Genomic DNA, 17,455 nt, shown 5'->3' on the forward strand with positions numbered 1-17,455 from the left:
TTTCCAAACCCCAATATTATTAATATACCAGCAGTAAGCGCCCATGAAATTTACGGAGACGAAATATGCCCTCATTCCTTAGCAAGGTGAATTTTTGAAGGCGCTTTGAAAGACATGAATCTCAAGCAACTCTCAGAAATTCTTGGGCTCTCGCAGACCACGGTCAGCCGTGCGCTGAACGGGTATCCCGAGGTGAATGAGAAGACGCGGCTACGGGTTCAGGCGGCCGCGGATCAGCACGGCTACCGCCCCAACAGCCGCGCCAAAGGGCTGGCCACAGGGCGCTCGATGGTCATCGGACATGTGATTCCCAGCTCATCGACTCATGAGATGGTGAATCCGATCTTTGGGGATTTCGTTGCCGGCGCGGTGCAGAAGTACGGCGAGAACAATTATGACATGATGTTCACCCATGCCGCCGATACATCCATCGAAGAGGCGTATCGCAGCCTGTTCAGTCGCGGCGCCGTAGACGGAGTCGTCCTGCAGGGTCCTAAGGTTAATGAACCTCGAATTTCGGTCCTTTCGCGTATGGGCGTTCCCTTTATCGTTCATGGCCGCTCAACGGGCGTCGAGGAGCCCTATGACTGGATCGACGTCAACAATCAGCGGTCCTTTGAACGTGCCACGCAGTTCCTGATTGATCTCGGCCACCGCCGCATTGCACTGATCAACGGGCTGGAAGACATGGATTTCGCCCAGCGCCGCCGCAACGGGTATGTCACCGCGCTGGAGCAAGCGGGACTGCCGGTTGATCCTCAGCTGCTGCGCAGCGCGGAAATGACCGAGATATACGGCCACCGGACCACCAGTGAAATGCTTGATCTGGATGATCCCCCCACGGCTATTCTGGCGTCGTCCATCATCGCGGCTGTCGGTGTGCGGCGCGCGATTGACGAGCGCGGTCTGCGGATGGGGCGCGATGTTTCGGTTATCGCCCACGACGATGAGCTGTCTTATATGCGCAACGGCATGGATGTGCCGATTTTCACCGCCACGCGATCCTCGGTCAGACATGCCGGAGAGCTGGCTGCGGAAATGCTGATTGAGCGGATCAATAACCCCAATGACCCGCCCAAAACCCTCCTTCTCGAAGCTGAACTGGTCGTCGGAAGTTCCACCGGCCCTGCCCCACAAAGGTCCTGACATGAAATACAAACGCAGTGATTTTCCAGACGGTTTTCTGTTCGGCGTCGCAACCTCGGCCTATCAAATCGAAGGACATGCGCAGGGTGGCGCGGGGCGGACTCATTGGGACAGTTTCGCCGCCACTCCGGGCAATGTGGTCAATGCCGAAAATGGTGATCTGGCCTGCGACCACTATCACCGGTTCGAACAGGATTTTGACCTGATCCGGGATGCTGGGCTGGATTGCTACCGCTTTTCAACAAGTTGGGCGCGGATACTGCCTGAGGGGCGCGGTGCCGTCAATCAGGACGGTCTGGACTATTACGACCGGCTGACTGACGCGCTGTTGGAGCGCGGCATCAAGCCCTGCGCGACGCTTTACCATTGGGAATTGCCGTCGCCGCTGGCCGATCTGGGGGGCTGGCGCAATCGCGACATCGCTGGATGGTTTGCGGATTTCACCGAAGTGATCATGGGGCGCATCGGCGACCGCATGTACAGCGTCGCCCCGATCAACGAGCCGTGGTGTGTCAGTTGGCTGAGCCATTTCGACGGCCACCACGCCCCCGGCCTGCGCGACATTCGCGCCACCGCGCGGGCGATGCATCACGTTCTGCTGGCCCATGGCCGAGCGATCGAAACCATGCGCGGGTTGGGGATGGGCAACCTTGGCGCGGTGTTCAATCTGGAATGGGCCGAACCCGCCGATGACAGCGACGAGGCGCAGAGAACGGCGGCGCTGTATGACGGCGTCTACAACCGCTTTTTCCTGGGCGGTGTGTTCAACAAAGCCTATCCAGCGAATGTGTTGGAGGGGTTGGAGCCCCATCTTCCAACCGGCTGGCAGGGCGATTTTGACACCATTGGAACTCCGGTCGACTGGTGCGGCCTGAACTATTACACCCGCAAACTTATTGCGCCCGCTGATACGCCGTGGCCCAGCTACAAAGAGGTCCCCGGCCCGCTGCCAAAAACCCAGATGGGGTGGGAGATCGAACCCGCCGCACTGTCTCGATTTCTAATCCGTGCCAAGCAGGAATACACCGGAGACTTGCCGATCTTTGTCACGGAAAACGGCATGGCCAGCCCCGAGCGGCAGCAGGATGATGACCGCATCGATTACCTCAACCAGCACCTGACCGAGGTCCAGCACGCGCTGGATCAGGGCGTGCCAGTCAAAGGCTATTTCATCTGGTCGCTGCTCGACAATTACGAGTGGGCGTTGGGGTATGAAAAACGGTTTGGCCTGGTGGACGTGGATTTCGACACCCTGGAGCGGACCCCCAAAGCGTCGTACCACGCCCTGAAATCAGCATTGGCGTCCTGATTTATTCACCCGCCAGCGCTGCCGGGTCCGGCGCGACGTTCAATCCGCCAATCTGAGCCAACAGGTCTACGATCTCGGCCACACCCTGCCGATGACGTAGCGAGGTGAACACAAACGGGCGTCCACTTCGCATTTTGGTGGCGTCACGCTGCATAACTTCAAGCGACGCGCCGACATGCGGGGCCAGATCGGTTTTGTTGATGATCAGCACGTCCGATTTGGTGATGGCCGGGCCACCCTTGCGCGGGATTTCCTCTCCGGCCGCGACGTCGATCACATAGAGCGTCACATCCGCCAGTTCCGGGCTGAACGTGGCCGACAGGTTATCGCCACCGCTTTCGATCAGCACCACATCCAGATCGGGATGACGCGCCTGCATCTCGGCCACCGCAGCCAGGTTGATCGAGGCGTCCTCGCGGATCGCTGTGTGTGGGCAACCCCCTGTTTCCACGCCAATAATCCGATCCTGCGGCAGAATCTGCATCCGCATCAAGGCCTCGGCGTCTTCGCGCGTGTAGATATCGTTGGTGATCACGCCGACCGAAACCTTGTCACGCAGAGCTTCGGACAATGCTGCGGTCAGTGTGGTTTTACCTGCGCCAACGGGGCCGCCAATGCCCACGCGCAGAGGGCCGTTCATGCTGCTCATGTTCGGAACATCCTTGAATATTGAGTTTCATGTTTCATCGACGCGATGTCGGACAGAAACGCGGTCGATCCTAGGTCATTCAAGTCTTCGCCCAGCGCCTCGGACGCCACGCGTTGGCACCGAGACGTCATGTCTCGGATCAGCCGCTGACCTTCCGTCTGGCCCAAAGGCACCAGGCGGGTCGCGCAGGCGACTAGGTTGGACATAAACGCCTGCAGGAACATCTGCGCCGTAAGGGGCAAAGGCAAGCCGCGCAGTTTCGCGGCATAGCCCACTGCGACCGGGTAAGTCAGGGTTTGATTGTCCAATGCCCAGACTTCGGCGGTCACGCCACTGAACGCCTCGCCCAGCAGCCGTGTTTCCATCAGCCGCTCGGAAGACGCGCAGAACGCGCGCGCGGTTTGATCTATTGCGAACAGCCTTTCGGGGGTTTCGGCCGCATACGCCGCAGCCAGAAAGATACAATCATTGCGCCCCGAGCCGTGCGCGACAACATCCGCAATCCACTCACCTGTCTGCACCGCATTTGTGACACCGCCGCTTTCAATCGCCCATTCCAAACCGTGCGAATACGCGAACCCACCCACCGGGTAAGCGGGCGAAAACCACTGCGTAAGTGTCAGAATATCTGTGTCAGTGGGCGTGACCATGGGTCCTGCCGTGGCCATAGGCTCCGCCTTCTGGCGTGAATGGCTCGCATACGTCCCGAACCGTCGCACCGAGCTTCAGCAACATGTCGCGGATGACGTGATCGATTTGGATCAGCAGGCGGTCAGCTTCGACCTGACACGGCGTATGGCGATTTCCGATATGCCAGGCGATGCGTGTCAGATCCGGGGCGGTGACTTCCAGCAGAGCCTCAGGCGCGGCCTGAATAACGACTTCGCGCCCATCATCCAGCACCAGCGCCCCGCCATGATCAAGCGAAGTTGTCTGTGTCAGATCGACCAGAATCTGTTCACCGCTGTCACAGGTCAGGACTTTGCGGCGCAAGAACCGATCTTCGTAGGTCAACGACAGTTGATCTGCGGGATCACCATGTGTGTGGTCTGAATACTGACGTGCTGTCGACAAGAGGACGGTCATTGGCCTGCCCTCTTTGTGCGAGATGGCGTCAGAGCCAGATGGAATCCGCGAAGACGCGATGCACGATGCGGTCGCGCGTCAATCCGCGTTTTTGCAGTTCTTCGTCGCTGAGCGCGTGCAGATATTCGACCTGCTGAACCCGCGATTGTGCCTCGGCCATTTTGATCAGGAACGCATAGATCGACGACCCGATGGATGAGATCAAGCCGGGCAGCGAAAAGCCCGCTTGTGCGTGATGTACTGAATGTGCCATTTGGACCCTCGTGAACGTTGGTCCTCCCATGGCAATCATATGGTGTCATATCATCCTCACTGAGTAGTGGGTTTTTGGTCATGGCCGCGTTGCATATGCCGCAACGCAGCGCAAATTTTGGTCAGAACATAAAGTACCGCTGCGCCATCGGCAGAACCTCGGCCGGTTGACAGGTCAGCAATTCACCATCGGCGCGCACTTCATAGGTTTCGGGGTCAACTTCGACCTCGGGTGTAGCGTTGTTGAGCAGCAAGTCCCGCTTGCCGATATTGCGGGTGTTCTGCACCGCAACTGTTTGTTTCGCCAGCCCCAGTGAATCACCAATCCCTGCAGCCTGCGCCGCGCCCGAGACAAAGGTGATCGCCGAGTGTTCCACTGACCGCCCATAAGCCCCGAACATCGGTCGGCTATAGACCGGCTGCGGTGTCGGGATCGAGGCATTGGGGTCGCCCATCTGCGCACATGCAATGGTGCCGCCCAGCAGAACCATCTCGGGCTTCACCCCAAAGAACGCCGGATTCCACAGAACAAGGTCAGCGCGTTTGCCTTCCTCGATACTGCCAATCTGATGGCTCAGGCCATGCGCAATCGCCGGGTTGATCGTGTATTTTGCGATATAGCGGCGCACGCGCATATTGTCGTTCTCGCCGGTTTCCTCGGGCAGGCGGCCGCGTTGTTTCTTCATCTTGTCGGCGGTTTGCCAGGTGCGGATCAGAACCTCTCCGACCCGGCCCATGGCCTGACTGTCCGAGGCGATGATCGAGAATGCGCCCATATCATGCAGGATGTCTTCTGCCGCGATGGTTTCGCGCCGGATACGGCTTTCGGCAAAGGCCACGTCCTCGGGAATGGATTTGTCGAGGTGGTGGCACACCATCAGCATATCCAGATGCTCTTCGACCGTGTTCACGGTGAAGGGGCGCGTGGGGTTGGTCGAAGACGGCAGAACGTGGTTTTCACCACAGATCTTGATGATGTCCGGGGCATGGCCGCCGCCCGCGCCTTCGGTATGGAAAGCGTGGATGGTGCGGCCTTTCATGGAAGCAACGGTGTTTTCCACAAAGCCGGATTCGTTCAACGTGTCGGTGTGGATCATGACCTGCACATCCATCGCATCGGCCACCGAGAGGCAGCAGTCGATGGCGGCGGGGGTCGTCCCCCAATCCTCGTGCAGTTTCAGGGCGCAGGCCCCCGCGTTGACCTGTTCTTCCAGCGCGGCGGGCAGCGAGGCGTTGCCCTTACCCGCAAATGCCAGATTCATCGGGAACGCATCCGCTGCCTGCAACATCCGCCCGATATGCCAAGGCCCGGGCGTGCAGGTGGTGGCCAGAGTGCCATGCGCAGGGCCCGTCCCGCCGCCCAACATGGTGGTCAGGCCGGAATGCAAAGCATCCTCGATCTGTTGCGGGCAGATAAAGTGGATATGGCTGTCGAAGCCTCCTGCGGTAAGGATGCGCCCCTCGCCCGCGATGGCCTCAGTGCCGGGGCCGATGATGATATCGACGCCGGGTTGGGTATCGGGGTTCCCGGCCTTGCCGATCTTGGCGATGCGTCCGTCTTTCAGACCGACATCGGCCTTGTAGATGCCCGAGTGATCCACGATCAGCGCATTGGTTATGACCGTATCCACGGCCCCCTCGGCCCGCGTGGCCTGAGACTGCCCCATCCCGTCACGGATCACCTTGCCGCCGCCGAATTTGACCTCTTCACCATAGGTGGTCAGGTCACGTTCAACCTCGATGACCAGATCGGTATCGGCCAGCCGCAGCTTGTCGCCCTTGGTGGGACCGAACATGGCGGCATAGTCAGAACGTTTGATTGTTGCTGGCATCAGAGCGACCCCATGACCTTTTGATTGAACCCATAAACCTTGCGCGCGCCTCCGATCGGGATCAGCAAGACCTCACGCGCCTGACCGGGTTCGAACCGAACGGCAGTGCCCGGCGCGATGTCCAGACGCAGCCCGTGCGCGGCGGCGCGGTCGAAATCCAGCGCCGGGTTGGTTTCGGCAAAATGATAGTGCGAGCCGACCTGAACCGGGCGGTCGCCGGTATTGGCGACCATCAGGGTGATCGCCTCGGCACTTGCGTTCAGGGTGATCTTGCCCTCGGCGGGGAACAGCTCGCCGGGGATCATTTGTTCAGCTTTACCATCAATGCGATGGCGGCCAGTGCGACAACGGCAAGACCAACCCCCAAAGTGGCATAATCCGAGCCATGCGCGTGGATATGGGTGCCGTTGTGGGCCGCTGCGGGACCGGCGAGGATCAGGGCGGGGAAAAGCATACGGGTCATCTCAGTGTTCCTTTGTTAGCGAATAGGATTGTGGACGGTCACCAGCTTGGTGCCATCGGGGAAGGTGGCTTCGACCTGAACCTCGTGGATCATCTCGGGCACGCCCTCCATGCATTGGGCGCGGGTGATCACCTCGGCCCCGGCTTGCATCATGTCAGCCACCGAGCGGCCGTCGCGCGCGCCTTCGACCACGGCGTCGGTGATCAGCGCGATCGCCTCGGGGTGGTTCAGCTTGACGCCGCGCGCCAGCCGCTTGCGGGCAACCTCGGCGGCCATGGCGACCAGCAGTTTGTCTTTTTCTCGGGGGGTCAGGTTCATGTCAGATCATCCAGCATCGGGGAAGCGTGTCATTGTTCAGCCGCTGCAGCACCGGCATCAGCGTGCGGCGGAGGGTATAGCTGTTCTCGGCCAGCACCCGGATCACCAGCAGATCGTCCTGGATCAGCGAGGCTGCGGCGGTTATGGGCAACATATCGCGGACAGGGCCAAGCTGGCCTTCGGCAGTGGGCGAGACAAAAGCGACCAGCGCCATCGCCCCTGCACCGCCTGCAATATGCGGATTGGCGAGATGGGCATGCAGATCACCGGTGAACTGCATCGCATCGAGAAACAAAGGGATACCATCGCGGACAATCTCAATCCGGTCGCGCAGGCGGATATCGGTCAGGGTCTCGCCCATCGCCATGCGGCCAAAAACCAACGGTTCAACCATCAGCGCAGTGGCATCCGGGGCGAGGTCGATTTGCAACCGGCGATCCAGCGCGCTGCCATCGAACAGAATGGTTTCCTGCGGCAGCCAGTTCAGCCGCGCGCCCGGCGCGACGCTCAGATGGTTCACGATATGACCCGAGGGGCCGGGCTTGGCCTTGTACGCGCGCTCACAGGCCTGGGTGGTCAGCGTCAGGGTGGTGTCTTCGCCCGCGTGGCCGGCAAGGCGGAAACTATCGCCTCCGGTGATCCCACCTGCAGTGTTCAATAGCACCGCGTCCAGCGCGTTGCCATCGGTGCGCGGGAACAGGCACTTGAACGAGCCCGACTGCCGAAACCCATCCAGAACCGAGGCTTTGCCCAATCGTTTGGCACTCAGCCGAATCGCACCCTGTGCGCGCGGCGGTGTCGCGGCCTGCGTGGGCAATATCGAGGCATGATGTGTAATGGCGCACCTGCGGATCACTTGGTTGTGCCGCCTGTTTCACCGTTTGGGGGTCGGAACTCTATTCTTCGGCATCCGATTTGGGTGGCTTTCCGGTGGATTGGATTAATTTTTAAGCGAATGCGTTAACGACTGCCTGAAAATTAAACAAATCACACCAATCGTAGGAAATGATCTGCCAACCAATTGCCAAATTCTCTGCGATGCAGAAACCGTGTGGATGCCCGCCACGGGGACGACCCCCGAGGGTGTGTGACGGCTGCGCGAATTGGACCTCGGACACAACCGCCACACGATAACGCAACAACAGTTGCGGGGATCAGGTAGAAGGAGACGGCGTTGCAACGCAAGACTTCTGTGCCGACCTCGCCAGGAGGATTACATGAAATCTCTCAAGTCCACGCTCGCAGGTTCTGCGGTCTTCGCAGCCATGGCCACGGCTGCTCTGTCAGCCGAAGACACCATCAAGGTCGGCGTCCTGCACTCGCTGTCCGGCACCATGGCGATCTCGGAAACCACACTGAAAGACACCATGCTGATGCTGATCGACCAGCAAAACGCCAAGGGCGGCCTACTGGGCAAGCAGCTTGAGGCGGTTGTGGTCGACCCCGCATCCGACTGGCCGCTGTTTGCGGAAAAAGCGCGCGAGCTGCTGACCGTGCACGAGGTGGATGTGATCTTCGGCAACTGGACGTCCGTAAGCCGTAAATCGGTTCTGCCAGTCATCGAAGAACTGAACGGGCTGCTGTTCTATCCGGTTCAATACGAAGGTGAAGAATCCTCGAAGAACGTGTTCTACACCGGCGCCGCGCCGAACCAGCAAGCAATCCCTGCGACTGACTATTTCCTTGATGAACTCGGCGTCGAAAAGTTCGCTCTGCTCGGTACTGACTATGTCTACCCGCGGACCACCAACAACATTCTGGAAAGCTACCTGAAGGGCAAAGGTATCTCGGACGAGGATATCTTCGTCAACTACACCCCCTTTGGTCATTCCGACTGGTCCAAGATCGTGGCCGACGTGGTTGCGCTGGGTGCGGATGGCAAGAAGGTCGGCGTGATCTCGACCATCAACGGTGACGCCAACATTGGCTTCTACAAGGAACTGGCCGCTGCTGGCGTTTCGGCAGACGACATTCCGGTCGTGGCCTTCTCGGTCGGAGAAGAAGAGCTGTCGGGTCTGGACACCGCGAACCTCGTGGGTCATCTGGCCGCGTGGAACTATTTCCAGTCGGCAGATACCGATGCGAATGCTGAATTCGTCGAAACATGGAAAGCCACCATGGGCGACGAGCGCGTGACCAATGACCCGATGGAGGCGCATTACATCGGCTTCAACATGTGGGTGAACGCCGCAACCGAGGCGGGCTCGACCGAAGTCGACGATGTGCGCGCGGCGATGTACGGGCAGGAATTCCCGAACCTGACCGGTGGCACTGCCGTGATGCTGCCGAACCACCACCTGGCCAAACCGGTTCTGATTGGTGAGATTCAGGAAGACGGCCAGTTCGATATCATCAGCGAAACCGAGGTTGTGCCGGGCGACGCCTGGACCGATTTCCTGCCGGAATCGGCGGTTCTGATCTCGGATTGGAAAGAACTGGGCTGCGGTATGTACAACACCGAGACCAAGACCTGCGTTCAGACGCTGTCGAATTACTAAACGACACGCAAGGCGGGTGTGATCGCCCGCCTTGCCCTCAAAGACACTCGGGTTTCACCACATGTTACGACTATTCCTTGCGGGCCTCGCAATTCTGTGCGCCTGCCTGACCGCCAACGCGCAAGAGGCCGGTCTGCAGCCGATCCTGCAAGAGCATCAGGAGATCATCGCCAAAAGCTCGCGCAAGACGATCGGGCCTGCGATTGACGCGATTGCCAGCAGCGGGTTGCCGCAGGCGCAGGTGATGCTTGAGACTTGGGCCGCCAAAAACGTGTGGATGCGCAAGTCCGACGGCCTGTTCTTCGCCGGCAAGAAGGGCGAAGGGCGGTCCTATGAGTTGACCGATTTCGATACCGGAGAGGTGGTCGGCACATTTGAGAAGTCCGACCTGAAGCAACTGAAACCCAATAGCGGCATCCGTGCAATGATCGGCACGGCGCTGGTGCAATTCCAGTTGTCTGACCCGGATCGTGCAAAACGTCTGGCCGCGTTGCAGTCTATCGAACGCGATCCCGAAGGCGCTCTGCTTGAGCCGCTGCGCGCGTCGATCGAAGACGAACCCGACGCGGATTTGAAGGCGCAGAAACAGCGGTTGGAACGGTTGCTGACCATTGGCTATGACACCGATACCGCCGCGCGCGTGGCCGCGATTGAGGAAATGTCTGATGATCTGGGGGTGGACGTCCGCGCGGCACTGAACCCTCTGGTCGTGACCAAGCTGCAGACGGCGACAGACCTGCCTTCGGATGTGAATATCGCCGGTGTTCTGCAACCGGGCTCGGATGACCTGTCGCGTGACGCAGCCTATGACCTGCTGGTTGCCAGCGATCTGGCCGCGCCGCGTGTTTCACCCGATGATATCCGCGCGGCATTGGCCGCCAATATCGACGGAGGCCGCGTGGGTGGTGTTCCGGTCGCGCAATTGAACTCCGACGCTGCTCGCGCGCAGGCTTATGCGGCGCTGGCCGAGACCGGAGCCGTCCCGGCCTTGAACACGCAGGCTGACATCGACGCGGCGCTGGGTTCACATGTGTTCTTTGAAACCTATGCCGAGCTTTCGCCCGAAGTGACCACTGCTGCCGCAAAAGCACTGGATCAGATCGAGTTGAAGGTCGGCCTGAACCAAACGCTCGATCTAACGTTGGACGCGATCTCACTGGCCTCGATCTATTTCCTCGCCGCAATCGGTCTGGCGATCACCTTTGGTGTGATGGGCGTGATCAACATGGCCCATGGCGAATTCATCATGATGGGGGCCTATACCGGCTATGTGGTGCAGCAGTTCATCCCCGACCATACGCTGTCGATCATCGTCGCCATCCCGATGGCCTTTGCGGTCACCTTCGCCATGGGCGTCGCGATGGAGCGGTTAGTGATCCGTTGGCTGTATGCGCGTCCGTTGGAGACTCTGTTGGCGACGTTCGGCATCTCGATTGCGCTCCAACAGCTGGCCAAGAACATCTTCGGCACGCAGGCCCGCCCGCTAACCGCACCCGGCTGGCTGGACGGAGCATGGGTGCTGAACGATGTGGTCTCGATCAGCTATATCCGCATCGCGATCTTCGCGCTGGCGATGGTCTTTCTTGGGCTGTTTCTTTACATCATGAAACGCACGCGGTTGGGGCTTGAGATGCGCGCGGTGACGCAGAACCCGCGCATGGCCGGGTCGATGGGCATCAATCCGGGGCGTGTGAACATGCTGACCTTTGGGCTGGGCTCTGGCATTGCGGGGATCGCCGGGGTTGCGATTGGTCTGTTCGCCAAGGTGACGTCCGATCTGGGCAGCGACTATATCGTGCAAAGCTTCATGACCGTGGTTGTCGGCGGTGTCGGCAATATCTGGGGCGCGCTGGCAGGGGCAGGCATGATCGGCTTTCTGCAAAAGGGGATCGAGTGGATGAACCCGTCGAACACCCTCGCGGCGCAGACCTACATGATCATCTTCATCATTATCTTCATCCAGTTCCGGCCAAGGGGCATTATCGCCCTCAAAGGCCGCGCGGCGGGGGATTGAACCATGGAACGCAGCTTTGTTGCCAAAAACCCATCGGTGCTGGTTTTTCTGGCCATCCTGTCCCTGTTCACACTGGGTGTGACCGTCCTGTCCGAAGGGTTCGGAATTGGCGTGATCTCAACCAGTTTCGTCAAGACGTTGGGCAAGACCCTGTGCCTGTGCCTGATCGCGGTGGCGATGGATCTGGTCTGGGGCTTCACCGGCATCCTTTCGCTGGGGCATTTCGCCTTCTTCGGGCTGGGCGGCTACATGATCGGCATGTGGTTGATGTACGAACGCACCCGCCTGATCGTGGTCGAGTCACTGTCGCAAGCCGATGTCCCGCCAACCCCGTCCGAGGTCGTGGACGCCATCGGAACACAGATCTTCGGCGTGGTCGGATCATCGGACTTCCCGCCGATCTGGGCCTTTTCCCATAGCCTGACCTTGCAACTGATACTGGTCGTTTTGGTGCCCGGACTTCTGGCGCTGATCTTCGGGTGGCTGGCCTTCCGCAGCCGGGTCACGGGCGTCTACCTGTCGATCCTGACCCAAGCCATGACCTTGGCGCTGGCTTTGTACCTGTTCCAGAACGACAGCGGTTTGCGCGGCAACAATGGCCTGTCGGGATTGCAGAACCTGCCCGGCGTCACCGCCTCACAGGACGTAGTGTCGATCTGGTTCCTTTGGGCCTCGGCGCTGGCACTTGGCTTGGGATACATGCTGGCGGCGTGGGTGGTGTCAGGCAAATTCGGCTCGGTCATCCGCGGCATCCGCGATAACGAGGCGCGGGTGCGGTTCCTTGGTTACTCGGTTGAGGTTTACAAGCTGGCCGTTTTCACCCTTACCGCCTGTATCGCAGCCATCGCGGGCGCGCTGTATTACCCGCAGGCGGGCATCATCAACCCCGAGGAGATGGCCCCGATCGCTTCGATCTATCTGGCCGTCTGGGTCGCCATCGGCGGGCGCGGCCGCCTTTACGGAGCGGTCATCGGCGCGGCGTTCGTCAGTCTGCTGAGCACATGGTTCACCGGCGGGCAAGCCCCGGATATCCCGCTTGGGTTTTACACAATCAAATGGGTCGACTGGTGGCAGGTGCTGCTGGGCGTGTCCTTCGTGTTGGTCACACTGTTCGCTCCGCAAGGGATCGGCGGGCTGTTCGACCTCTGGTCCAACCGCCGCGCGCCACAGCGCCACGGCGCGGCCCTCGGGCCCGATGAAAGCGCGTTGCGGGAAAAGGAAGCCACGGAATGAGCACTCTGCTAGAGGTCAGCGGCGTTTCGGTCACCTTCGACGGGTTCCGCGCCATCAACAACCTGTCCTTCCAGATCGGCAATGCGGAATTGCGTGCAGTGATCGGGCCGAACGGGGCGGGCAAGACCACTTTCATGGATATCGTCACCGGCAAGACTCGACCCGACGAAGGGCGCGTGATCTGGGGTGAAAAATCCATATCCCTGCTGCGCATGAGCGAGGCCAAGATCGCGCAGGCCGGCATCGGGCGGAAGTTCCAGAAACCCACCGTGTTCGAGGACCAGACCGTGCAGGAAAACCTGCTGATGGCGCTGAAGAACAAACGGGGCTGGCTGGGTGTCCTGTTCTATCGCCCTTCAAAGGGTGATCTGGAGAAAGTCGAAGACCTGGCCGCCGAGATCGGCCTCAAGGACGAGTTGACCCGAAAGTCGGGAGAACTCAGCCATGGGCAAAAGCAATGGCTTGAGATCGGTATGTTGCTGGCGCAGGAACCGCGCCTTTTGCTGGTCGATGAACCCGCCGCCGGGATGACGCCGCAGGAACGCGAACACACCACCGATCTGCTGGTGCAGGCCGCCAAGACCCGCGCCGTGGTGGTGGTGGAACACGATATGGAGTTCGTTCGCCGCCTGAACTGCAAGGTCACGGTGCTGCACGAAGGTTCGGTTCTGGCCGAGGGAACTCTGGACCATGTGACATCAAATCAGGACGTCATCGACGTCTATCTGGGGCGCTAGTCGATGCTGAAACTGAACGATCTGACCCTGCATTACGGGCATTCGCAAATCCTCTATGGTATCTCGATGGAGGCGGCGCAGGGCGAGGTGACCTGTGTCATGGGCACCAACGGCGTCGGGAAAACCAGCCTGATCAAGGCAATCTCGGGCACGCATCCCCGGTCGGGCGGCGAGGTGCAACTGAACGGCGAAGATCTGCCTCCGCTGCCCGCTCACAAGATGGCGTGGAAGGGCGTGGCTTATGTTCCGCAAGGGCGTGAGATTTTTCCGCTGCTGACCGTGCGCGAAAACCTTGAGACGGGGTTCGCTTGCCTGCCTGCCAGCGAACACTTCATCCCCGACGAGATATTCGAACTTTTCCCGGTGCTCAAGCAAATGCAGAACCGACGCGGAGGCGACCTGTCCGGTGGCCAGCAACAGCAATTGGCCATTGCCCGCGCGCTGATCACCAAGCCCCGGCTGTTGTTGTTGGACGAACCCACCGAGGGCATACAGCCCAACATCATCCAGCAGATCGGAGAGGTTATTCGTCATCTCAGAACCAAGGGTAAAATGGCGATTGTGCTGGTCGAGCAGTACTTCGACTTTGCCTATGATCTGGCCGATCAATTTGTTGTGCTACGACGCGGCGAGATTCTGATGCAGGGCACCAAATCTGACCTGTCCCGCGATCAGGTACTGCAAGGCGTTACCGTGTAACGCGAAAGGACCGCCGGTTCGCAGCACCGACGGTCCTTCCTGCTCGACCGCAGCGTTCACTCGATGAACGTGCGCGCCAAACGGTCCCGCAAGGGCTGCGCCAGATAGCTAAGCGCGGTGCGTTCACCGGTGTTGACGAACAGATCGGCGGGCATGCCGGGTACCAGTTCCAACGAAGCGACTTGTTGAGGTTGGGCCTGATCCAACCGAACCTGCGCCAGATAATAGGGCTGGCCGGTGCGGGCGTCCTCAAGACTGTCGGCCGAGATATCGGTGATCTTGCCGGTCGCTTCGGGCACCTCGCCCTGATCGAAGGCGGACAGGCGCACGCGGGTCGACTGACCGACATAGAGCTTTTCGATATCCGCCGTGTTCACCTTGGCCTCTACGATCAGCGGTTGGTCGGCCGGCACGATGTCAAGAATGGCCTCACCGGGGCGCACAACGCCGCCTGCGGTGAACACCGTCATCCCAACGACACGACCGCTGACCGGAGCCGTCACGGCCACCCGCTTGCGGCGCTCGGCAGCACCGACATATTGCGGCTCAAGCGTGGCCAAGAGCGCCTCGACCTGCGCCAGTTCGGTTGACGCAGCCTGAGCGCGGCGCGTCTCTTCACCGATGCTGGCCAGCTTCAACTCGCTGATTTGGTTGCGGGCCTGCGCCTCTTGCGTGGTCAGTGAAGCATCGACACCAATCAGACGTTCGATCTCAACCCGGCGGCCGTTGACACGGTTAGCAGCAACCAGCCCCTTGTCCTGTAAGGTTTCAAGATTGCGCAGTTCTTCGCGCGTGATATCCATCTGACGCGCGTTGGCCTGACGCTGGGATGCCAGCCCAGTCAACTGGTCCTGTAGGTTGGCGATTTGCTGATCCAAAAGATTCTTTTCAGCAGCCCGCGTGCGAATTTCCGCATCAAACAACAGCTTTTGGGTCAGGAACGCGTCAACCCAATCCTGGCTGTCCATGCGCACACGCATCATGTCCGCGACATCGACCCTTTCAAAACGGTCCTCGCCACGAATTTGCGAGACCAGCCGCGCACGACGCACAGTCAGCTCTCCCAACTGGCTTTTGATCACATCCAGGTTTACGTCCAGATCGGTGCTGTCGAGTTCAACCAGCGTCTGCCCGGCCTCAACCAGATCACCATCGGCGACCATGATCGTGCGCACGATGCCGCCGTCCAGATGCTCAACCGTTTTGCGGTTTCCTTCGACCACAAACGAAGCAGGGGCGACCACGGCTCCATCCAGTTTGGAGGACGCGGCCCAGTAGACAGTACCGCCCAAGAAACCGGCGACGACCAACAGGCCAAGGATCACGAAGCCTTTGATGCCCGAACCGGACGCCAACTCATCAGCCCGGTCGAGATCTTCCAGGCGCATAACGCTGTTGGCGGGCTTGTTGTAAACTGCGGGTGTCATTGGGCTGCTCCTTTCTGTGCGGGTTGTTGCGCATTTTGCGCGCCGATCTGAGGCTGTTTCTGCGGCGGCAATCCGGTCTGGCGCGGGCGCAAGATGTCCTCTTTGGTGCCGAACCCGGTCTGCATGCCTTTGCTCAGAGTCAGAACCTTGTTCACAGCCTCCAGCGTGCTGGGGCGATGGGTCATGACAAAGGTGATGGCCCCCCGCGCGCTGGCCGCACGGATCGCATTGCGCAGCGCCAGTTCACCCTGGGCGTCGAGGTCCGAGTTCGGCTCGTCCAGCACCAGTATGAACGGATCGTCATACAGCGCCCTAGCCAGTGCGATGCGCTGTCGTTGCCCACCGGACAGGTGGAATCCGTTCCCCATCTGGGTGTCATAGCCGTCAGGCAGGTTGCTGATCAGGCCGTGCACATCAGCAGCCACCGCGGCCTCAAACACCTTGGCGTCATCGACCGAGGTTGAGAACCGCGCGATGTTTTCGCGGATGGTGCCGTCGAACAGCTGTACGTCCTGCGGCAGGTAACCAACCATCCGGCCAAGATCCTGCGGGTCCCATTTGGCCATCGGTGTGCCGTCCAGCCGGATCGCACCACGCTGAGGCATCCAGATTCCGGCCAGCATTTTGGCCAGCGTCGTCTTGCCCGATCCGCTGTGCCCGATCACCGCGACAACGTCGCCCGCCGTCACCGCAAACTCGATATTCCCGATGGTCGCATTTTGCGCCAGCGGTGGACCGGCTTGGGCGATCACGGTGTTGATCGAAAACTGCGGACGCGGCAGCGCCAGACGCTTGGGTTGCGCCGGGAAAGCCTCGTCCAAAGCGCGCAGGTTCTTGTAAGACCCGCGGGCCGCCAAAAAGCTGCGCCACTGGCCAATCAACTGATCGATCGGGGCCAGCGCACGGGCCAGCACGATGGTGGCGGCGATCATCACACCTGCCGTGGCTTGCCCGGTAATGGCCAGCGCGGCACCCAGACCCAGCATGCCCGACTGCAGCGCCATGCGGATCGTCTTGGACAGAACCGAGAAACTGGCAATGCGATCGGCCACGCGGGTCTTGAGCGCATGGGCATCCAGTTGCAGAGCTGTCCAGCGACGGGCGAGATCACCATTCATCCCCATGGCATGGACAAGCTCTGCATTCTGCTCACTTGTAGTGAACAAAGCGTCGGACCTGCTGCGCGCACGGGATGCGTCCTGCATCACATCGGCCGAGCGCGAATTGTTGATCAGGGCCAAAACTGTGAGGGTCAGCGCTCCGGCAAGGCCCAGCGCGCCCAGATAGGGGTGCAGCATGTAAAGCACTGCCAGATATATCGGAATCCACGGCGCATCAAAGAATGCGATCAACGTGGGCCCCGAGATGAAATCACGCAAACCGGTGATATCTGCGGCCGGATTATCCCCGGCACCCGATTTGCCTTGCAGACGACGGCGGATCGAGGCCTGAAGCAGCGGCGCGCCGATCTTTAGCTCGAACCGCGCGCCCAGCCGGTTCAGGATTCGCACCCGCATCAGGTCCAGCAGACCGGTGACGATGAACACGCCGCCCAGCAGCAGGGTCAGGGCGATTAGGGTGTCCATGTTCTGGCTAGTCAGGACACGGTCATAGACCTGCAGCATGTAAAGGGGACCGGCGAGCATGAGAAGGTTAAGAACAAGGCTAAAAAAGCCGATTGCGAAAAAGCCGCCTCGTAGCGAGGCCCAGGCTGTTTTGACGGATGATTTTTTCTGAAACATGACGGTGATCTCTTTTCAGGGTGAAAGGGTGGCGACCTGCGCCGCCACCC

At 60.1% G+C, this 17,455-nt stretch carries 18 protein-coding genes; 7 read left to right on the plus strand and 11 right to left on the minus strand.

All coding sequences use genetic code 11. The features are described 5' to 3' along the window. Window positions 1–114: 114 nt before the first annotated feature. Both ACR0CR_RS17720 and ACR0CR_RS17725 read left to right on the plus strand, forming a co-directional pair. Window positions 115–1,146: a LacI family DNA-binding transcriptional regulator gene (locus tag ACR0CR_RS17720; RefSeq protein WP_480601694.1), complete on the plus strand. Its 1,032-nt coding sequence runs from the start codon at window positions 115–117 to the stop codon at window positions 1,144–1,146. Between the two features lies 1 nt (window position 1,147). Beyond that, the gene (locus ACR0CR_RS17725; protein ID WP_480601756.1) at window positions 1,148–2,455 is read left to right on the plus strand and encodes a GH1 family beta-glucosidase; all 1,308 of its coding nucleotides are present in this window, start codon (window positions 1,148–1,150) and stop codon (window positions 2,453–2,455) included. Between the two features lies 1 nt (window position 2,456). On the opposite strand, the gene ureG is transcribed toward ACR0CR_RS17725, so the two are convergent. From ureG to ACR0CR_RS17770, 9 genes are all read right to left on the minus strand, one after another. Continuing rightward, a complete protein-coding gene (gene ureG / locus ACR0CR_RS17730; RefSeq protein ID WP_480601696.1) occupies window positions 2,457–3,104 on the minus strand; it encodes an urease accessory protein UreG in 648 nt (215 codons plus the stop codon). Then, window positions 3,101–3,772, minus strand: coding sequence for an urease accessory protein UreF (locus ACR0CR_RS17735; protein WP_480601699.1), 672 nt, complete (start codon window positions 3,770–3,772; stop codon window positions 3,101–3,103). Before ACR0CR_RS17735 ends, ureG begins: the two co-directional genes overlap by 4 nt. Then, entirely contained in the window at window positions 3,738–4,190 is a 453-nt protein-coding gene (locus ACR0CR_RS17740) for an urease accessory protein UreE (protein WP_480601700.1), read from the minus strand. The genes ACR0CR_RS17735 and ACR0CR_RS17740 overlap by 35 nt, the downstream gene beginning before the upstream one ends. Window positions 4,191–4,218: 28 nt before the next feature. After that, complete coding sequence (locus tag ACR0CR_RS17745; protein ID WP_480601701.1) at window positions 4,219–4,443, minus strand: hypothetical protein; 225 nt, start codon at window positions 4,441–4,443, stop codon at window positions 4,219–4,221. A 121-nt stretch (window positions 4,444–4,564) separates the two neighbouring features. Continuing rightward, window positions 4,565–6,274, minus strand: a complete 1,710-nt coding sequence (gene ureC, locus ACR0CR_RS17750; RefSeq protein WP_480601702.1) for an urease subunit alpha — start codon at window positions 6,272–6,274, stop codon at window positions 4,565–4,567. Then, the gene (locus ACR0CR_RS17755; RefSeq protein ID WP_480601705.1) at window positions 6,274–6,579 is read right to left on the minus strand and encodes an urease subunit beta; all 306 of its coding nucleotides are present in this window, start codon (window positions 6,577–6,579) and stop codon (window positions 6,274–6,276) included. The genes ureC and ACR0CR_RS17755 overlap by 1 nt, the downstream gene beginning before the upstream one ends. Next, window positions 6,576–6,737 carry a peptidase M23 gene (locus tag ACR0CR_RS17760; RefSeq protein WP_480601708.1) on the minus strand — a complete coding sequence of 54 codons (162 nt, stop codon included), beginning with the start codon at window positions 6,735–6,737 and terminating at the stop codon, window positions 6,576–6,578. Before ACR0CR_RS17760 ends, ACR0CR_RS17755 begins: the two co-directional genes overlap by 4 nt. Window positions 6,738–6,752: 15 nt before the next feature. Further along, complete coding sequence (locus ACR0CR_RS17765) at window positions 6,753–7,055, minus strand: urease subunit gamma (RefSeq protein WP_152460019.1); 303 nt, start codon at window positions 7,053–7,055, stop codon at window positions 6,753–6,755. Between the two features lies 1 nt (window position 7,056). After that, window positions 7,057–7,911, minus strand: coding sequence for an urease accessory protein UreD (locus ACR0CR_RS17770; RefSeq protein ID WP_480601709.1), 855 nt, complete (start codon window positions 7,909–7,911; stop codon window positions 7,057–7,059). A gap of 361 nt (window positions 7,912–8,272) precedes the next feature. On the opposite strand from ACR0CR_RS17770, the gene urtA reads away from it, so the two are divergent. The 5 genes from urtA to urtE all read left to right on the plus strand — a co-directional run bounded on the left by urtA (window position 8,273) and on the right by urtE (window position 14,236). Next, window positions 8,273–9,553, plus strand: coding sequence for an urea ABC transporter substrate-binding protein (urtA, locus tag ACR0CR_RS17775; protein ID WP_480601710.1), 1,281 nt, complete (start codon window positions 8,273–8,275; stop codon window positions 9,551–9,553). 61 nt (window positions 9,554–9,614) lie between these two features. Then, a complete protein-coding gene (gene urtB, locus ACR0CR_RS17780; RefSeq protein WP_480601712.1) occupies window positions 9,615–11,567 on the plus strand; it encodes an urea ABC transporter permease subunit UrtB in 1,953 nt (650 codons plus the stop codon). 3 nt (window positions 11,568–11,570) lie between these two features. Beyond that, entirely contained in the window at window positions 11,571–12,800 is a 1,230-nt protein-coding gene (gene urtC, locus ACR0CR_RS17785; protein ID WP_480601713.1) for an urea ABC transporter permease subunit UrtC, read from the plus strand. Beyond that, window positions 12,797–13,537, plus strand: coding sequence for an urea ABC transporter ATP-binding protein UrtD (gene urtD / locus ACR0CR_RS17790; RefSeq protein WP_480601716.1), 741 nt, complete (start codon window positions 12,797–12,799; stop codon window positions 13,535–13,537). Before urtC ends, urtD begins: the two co-directional genes overlap by 4 nt. Window positions 13,538–13,540: 3 nt before the next feature. Continuing rightward, entirely contained in the window at window positions 13,541–14,236 is a 696-nt protein-coding gene (gene urtE / locus ACR0CR_RS17795; RefSeq protein ID WP_480601718.1) for an urea ABC transporter ATP-binding subunit UrtE, read from the plus strand. Between the two features lie 56 nt (window positions 14,237–14,292). Here urtE and ACR0CR_RS17800 read toward each other — a convergent pair whose 3' ends face one another. Both ACR0CR_RS17800 and ACR0CR_RS17805 read right to left on the minus strand, forming a co-directional pair. Next, window positions 14,293–15,663, minus strand: a complete 1,371-nt coding sequence (locus ACR0CR_RS17800; RefSeq protein WP_480601720.1) for an HlyD family type I secretion periplasmic adaptor subunit — start codon at window positions 15,661–15,663, stop codon at window positions 14,293–14,295. Continuing rightward, window positions 15,660–17,405 carry a type I secretion system permease/ATPase gene (locus ACR0CR_RS17805; RefSeq protein WP_480601722.1) on the minus strand — a complete coding sequence of 582 codons (1,746 nt, stop codon included), beginning with the start codon at window positions 17,403–17,405 and terminating at the stop codon, window positions 15,660–15,662. Before ACR0CR_RS17805 ends, ACR0CR_RS17800 begins: the two co-directional genes overlap by 4 nt. Between the last annotated feature and the right edge of the window lie 50 nt (window positions 17,406–17,455).

This window comes from Ruegeria sp. AM2 (assembly GCF_056540685.1).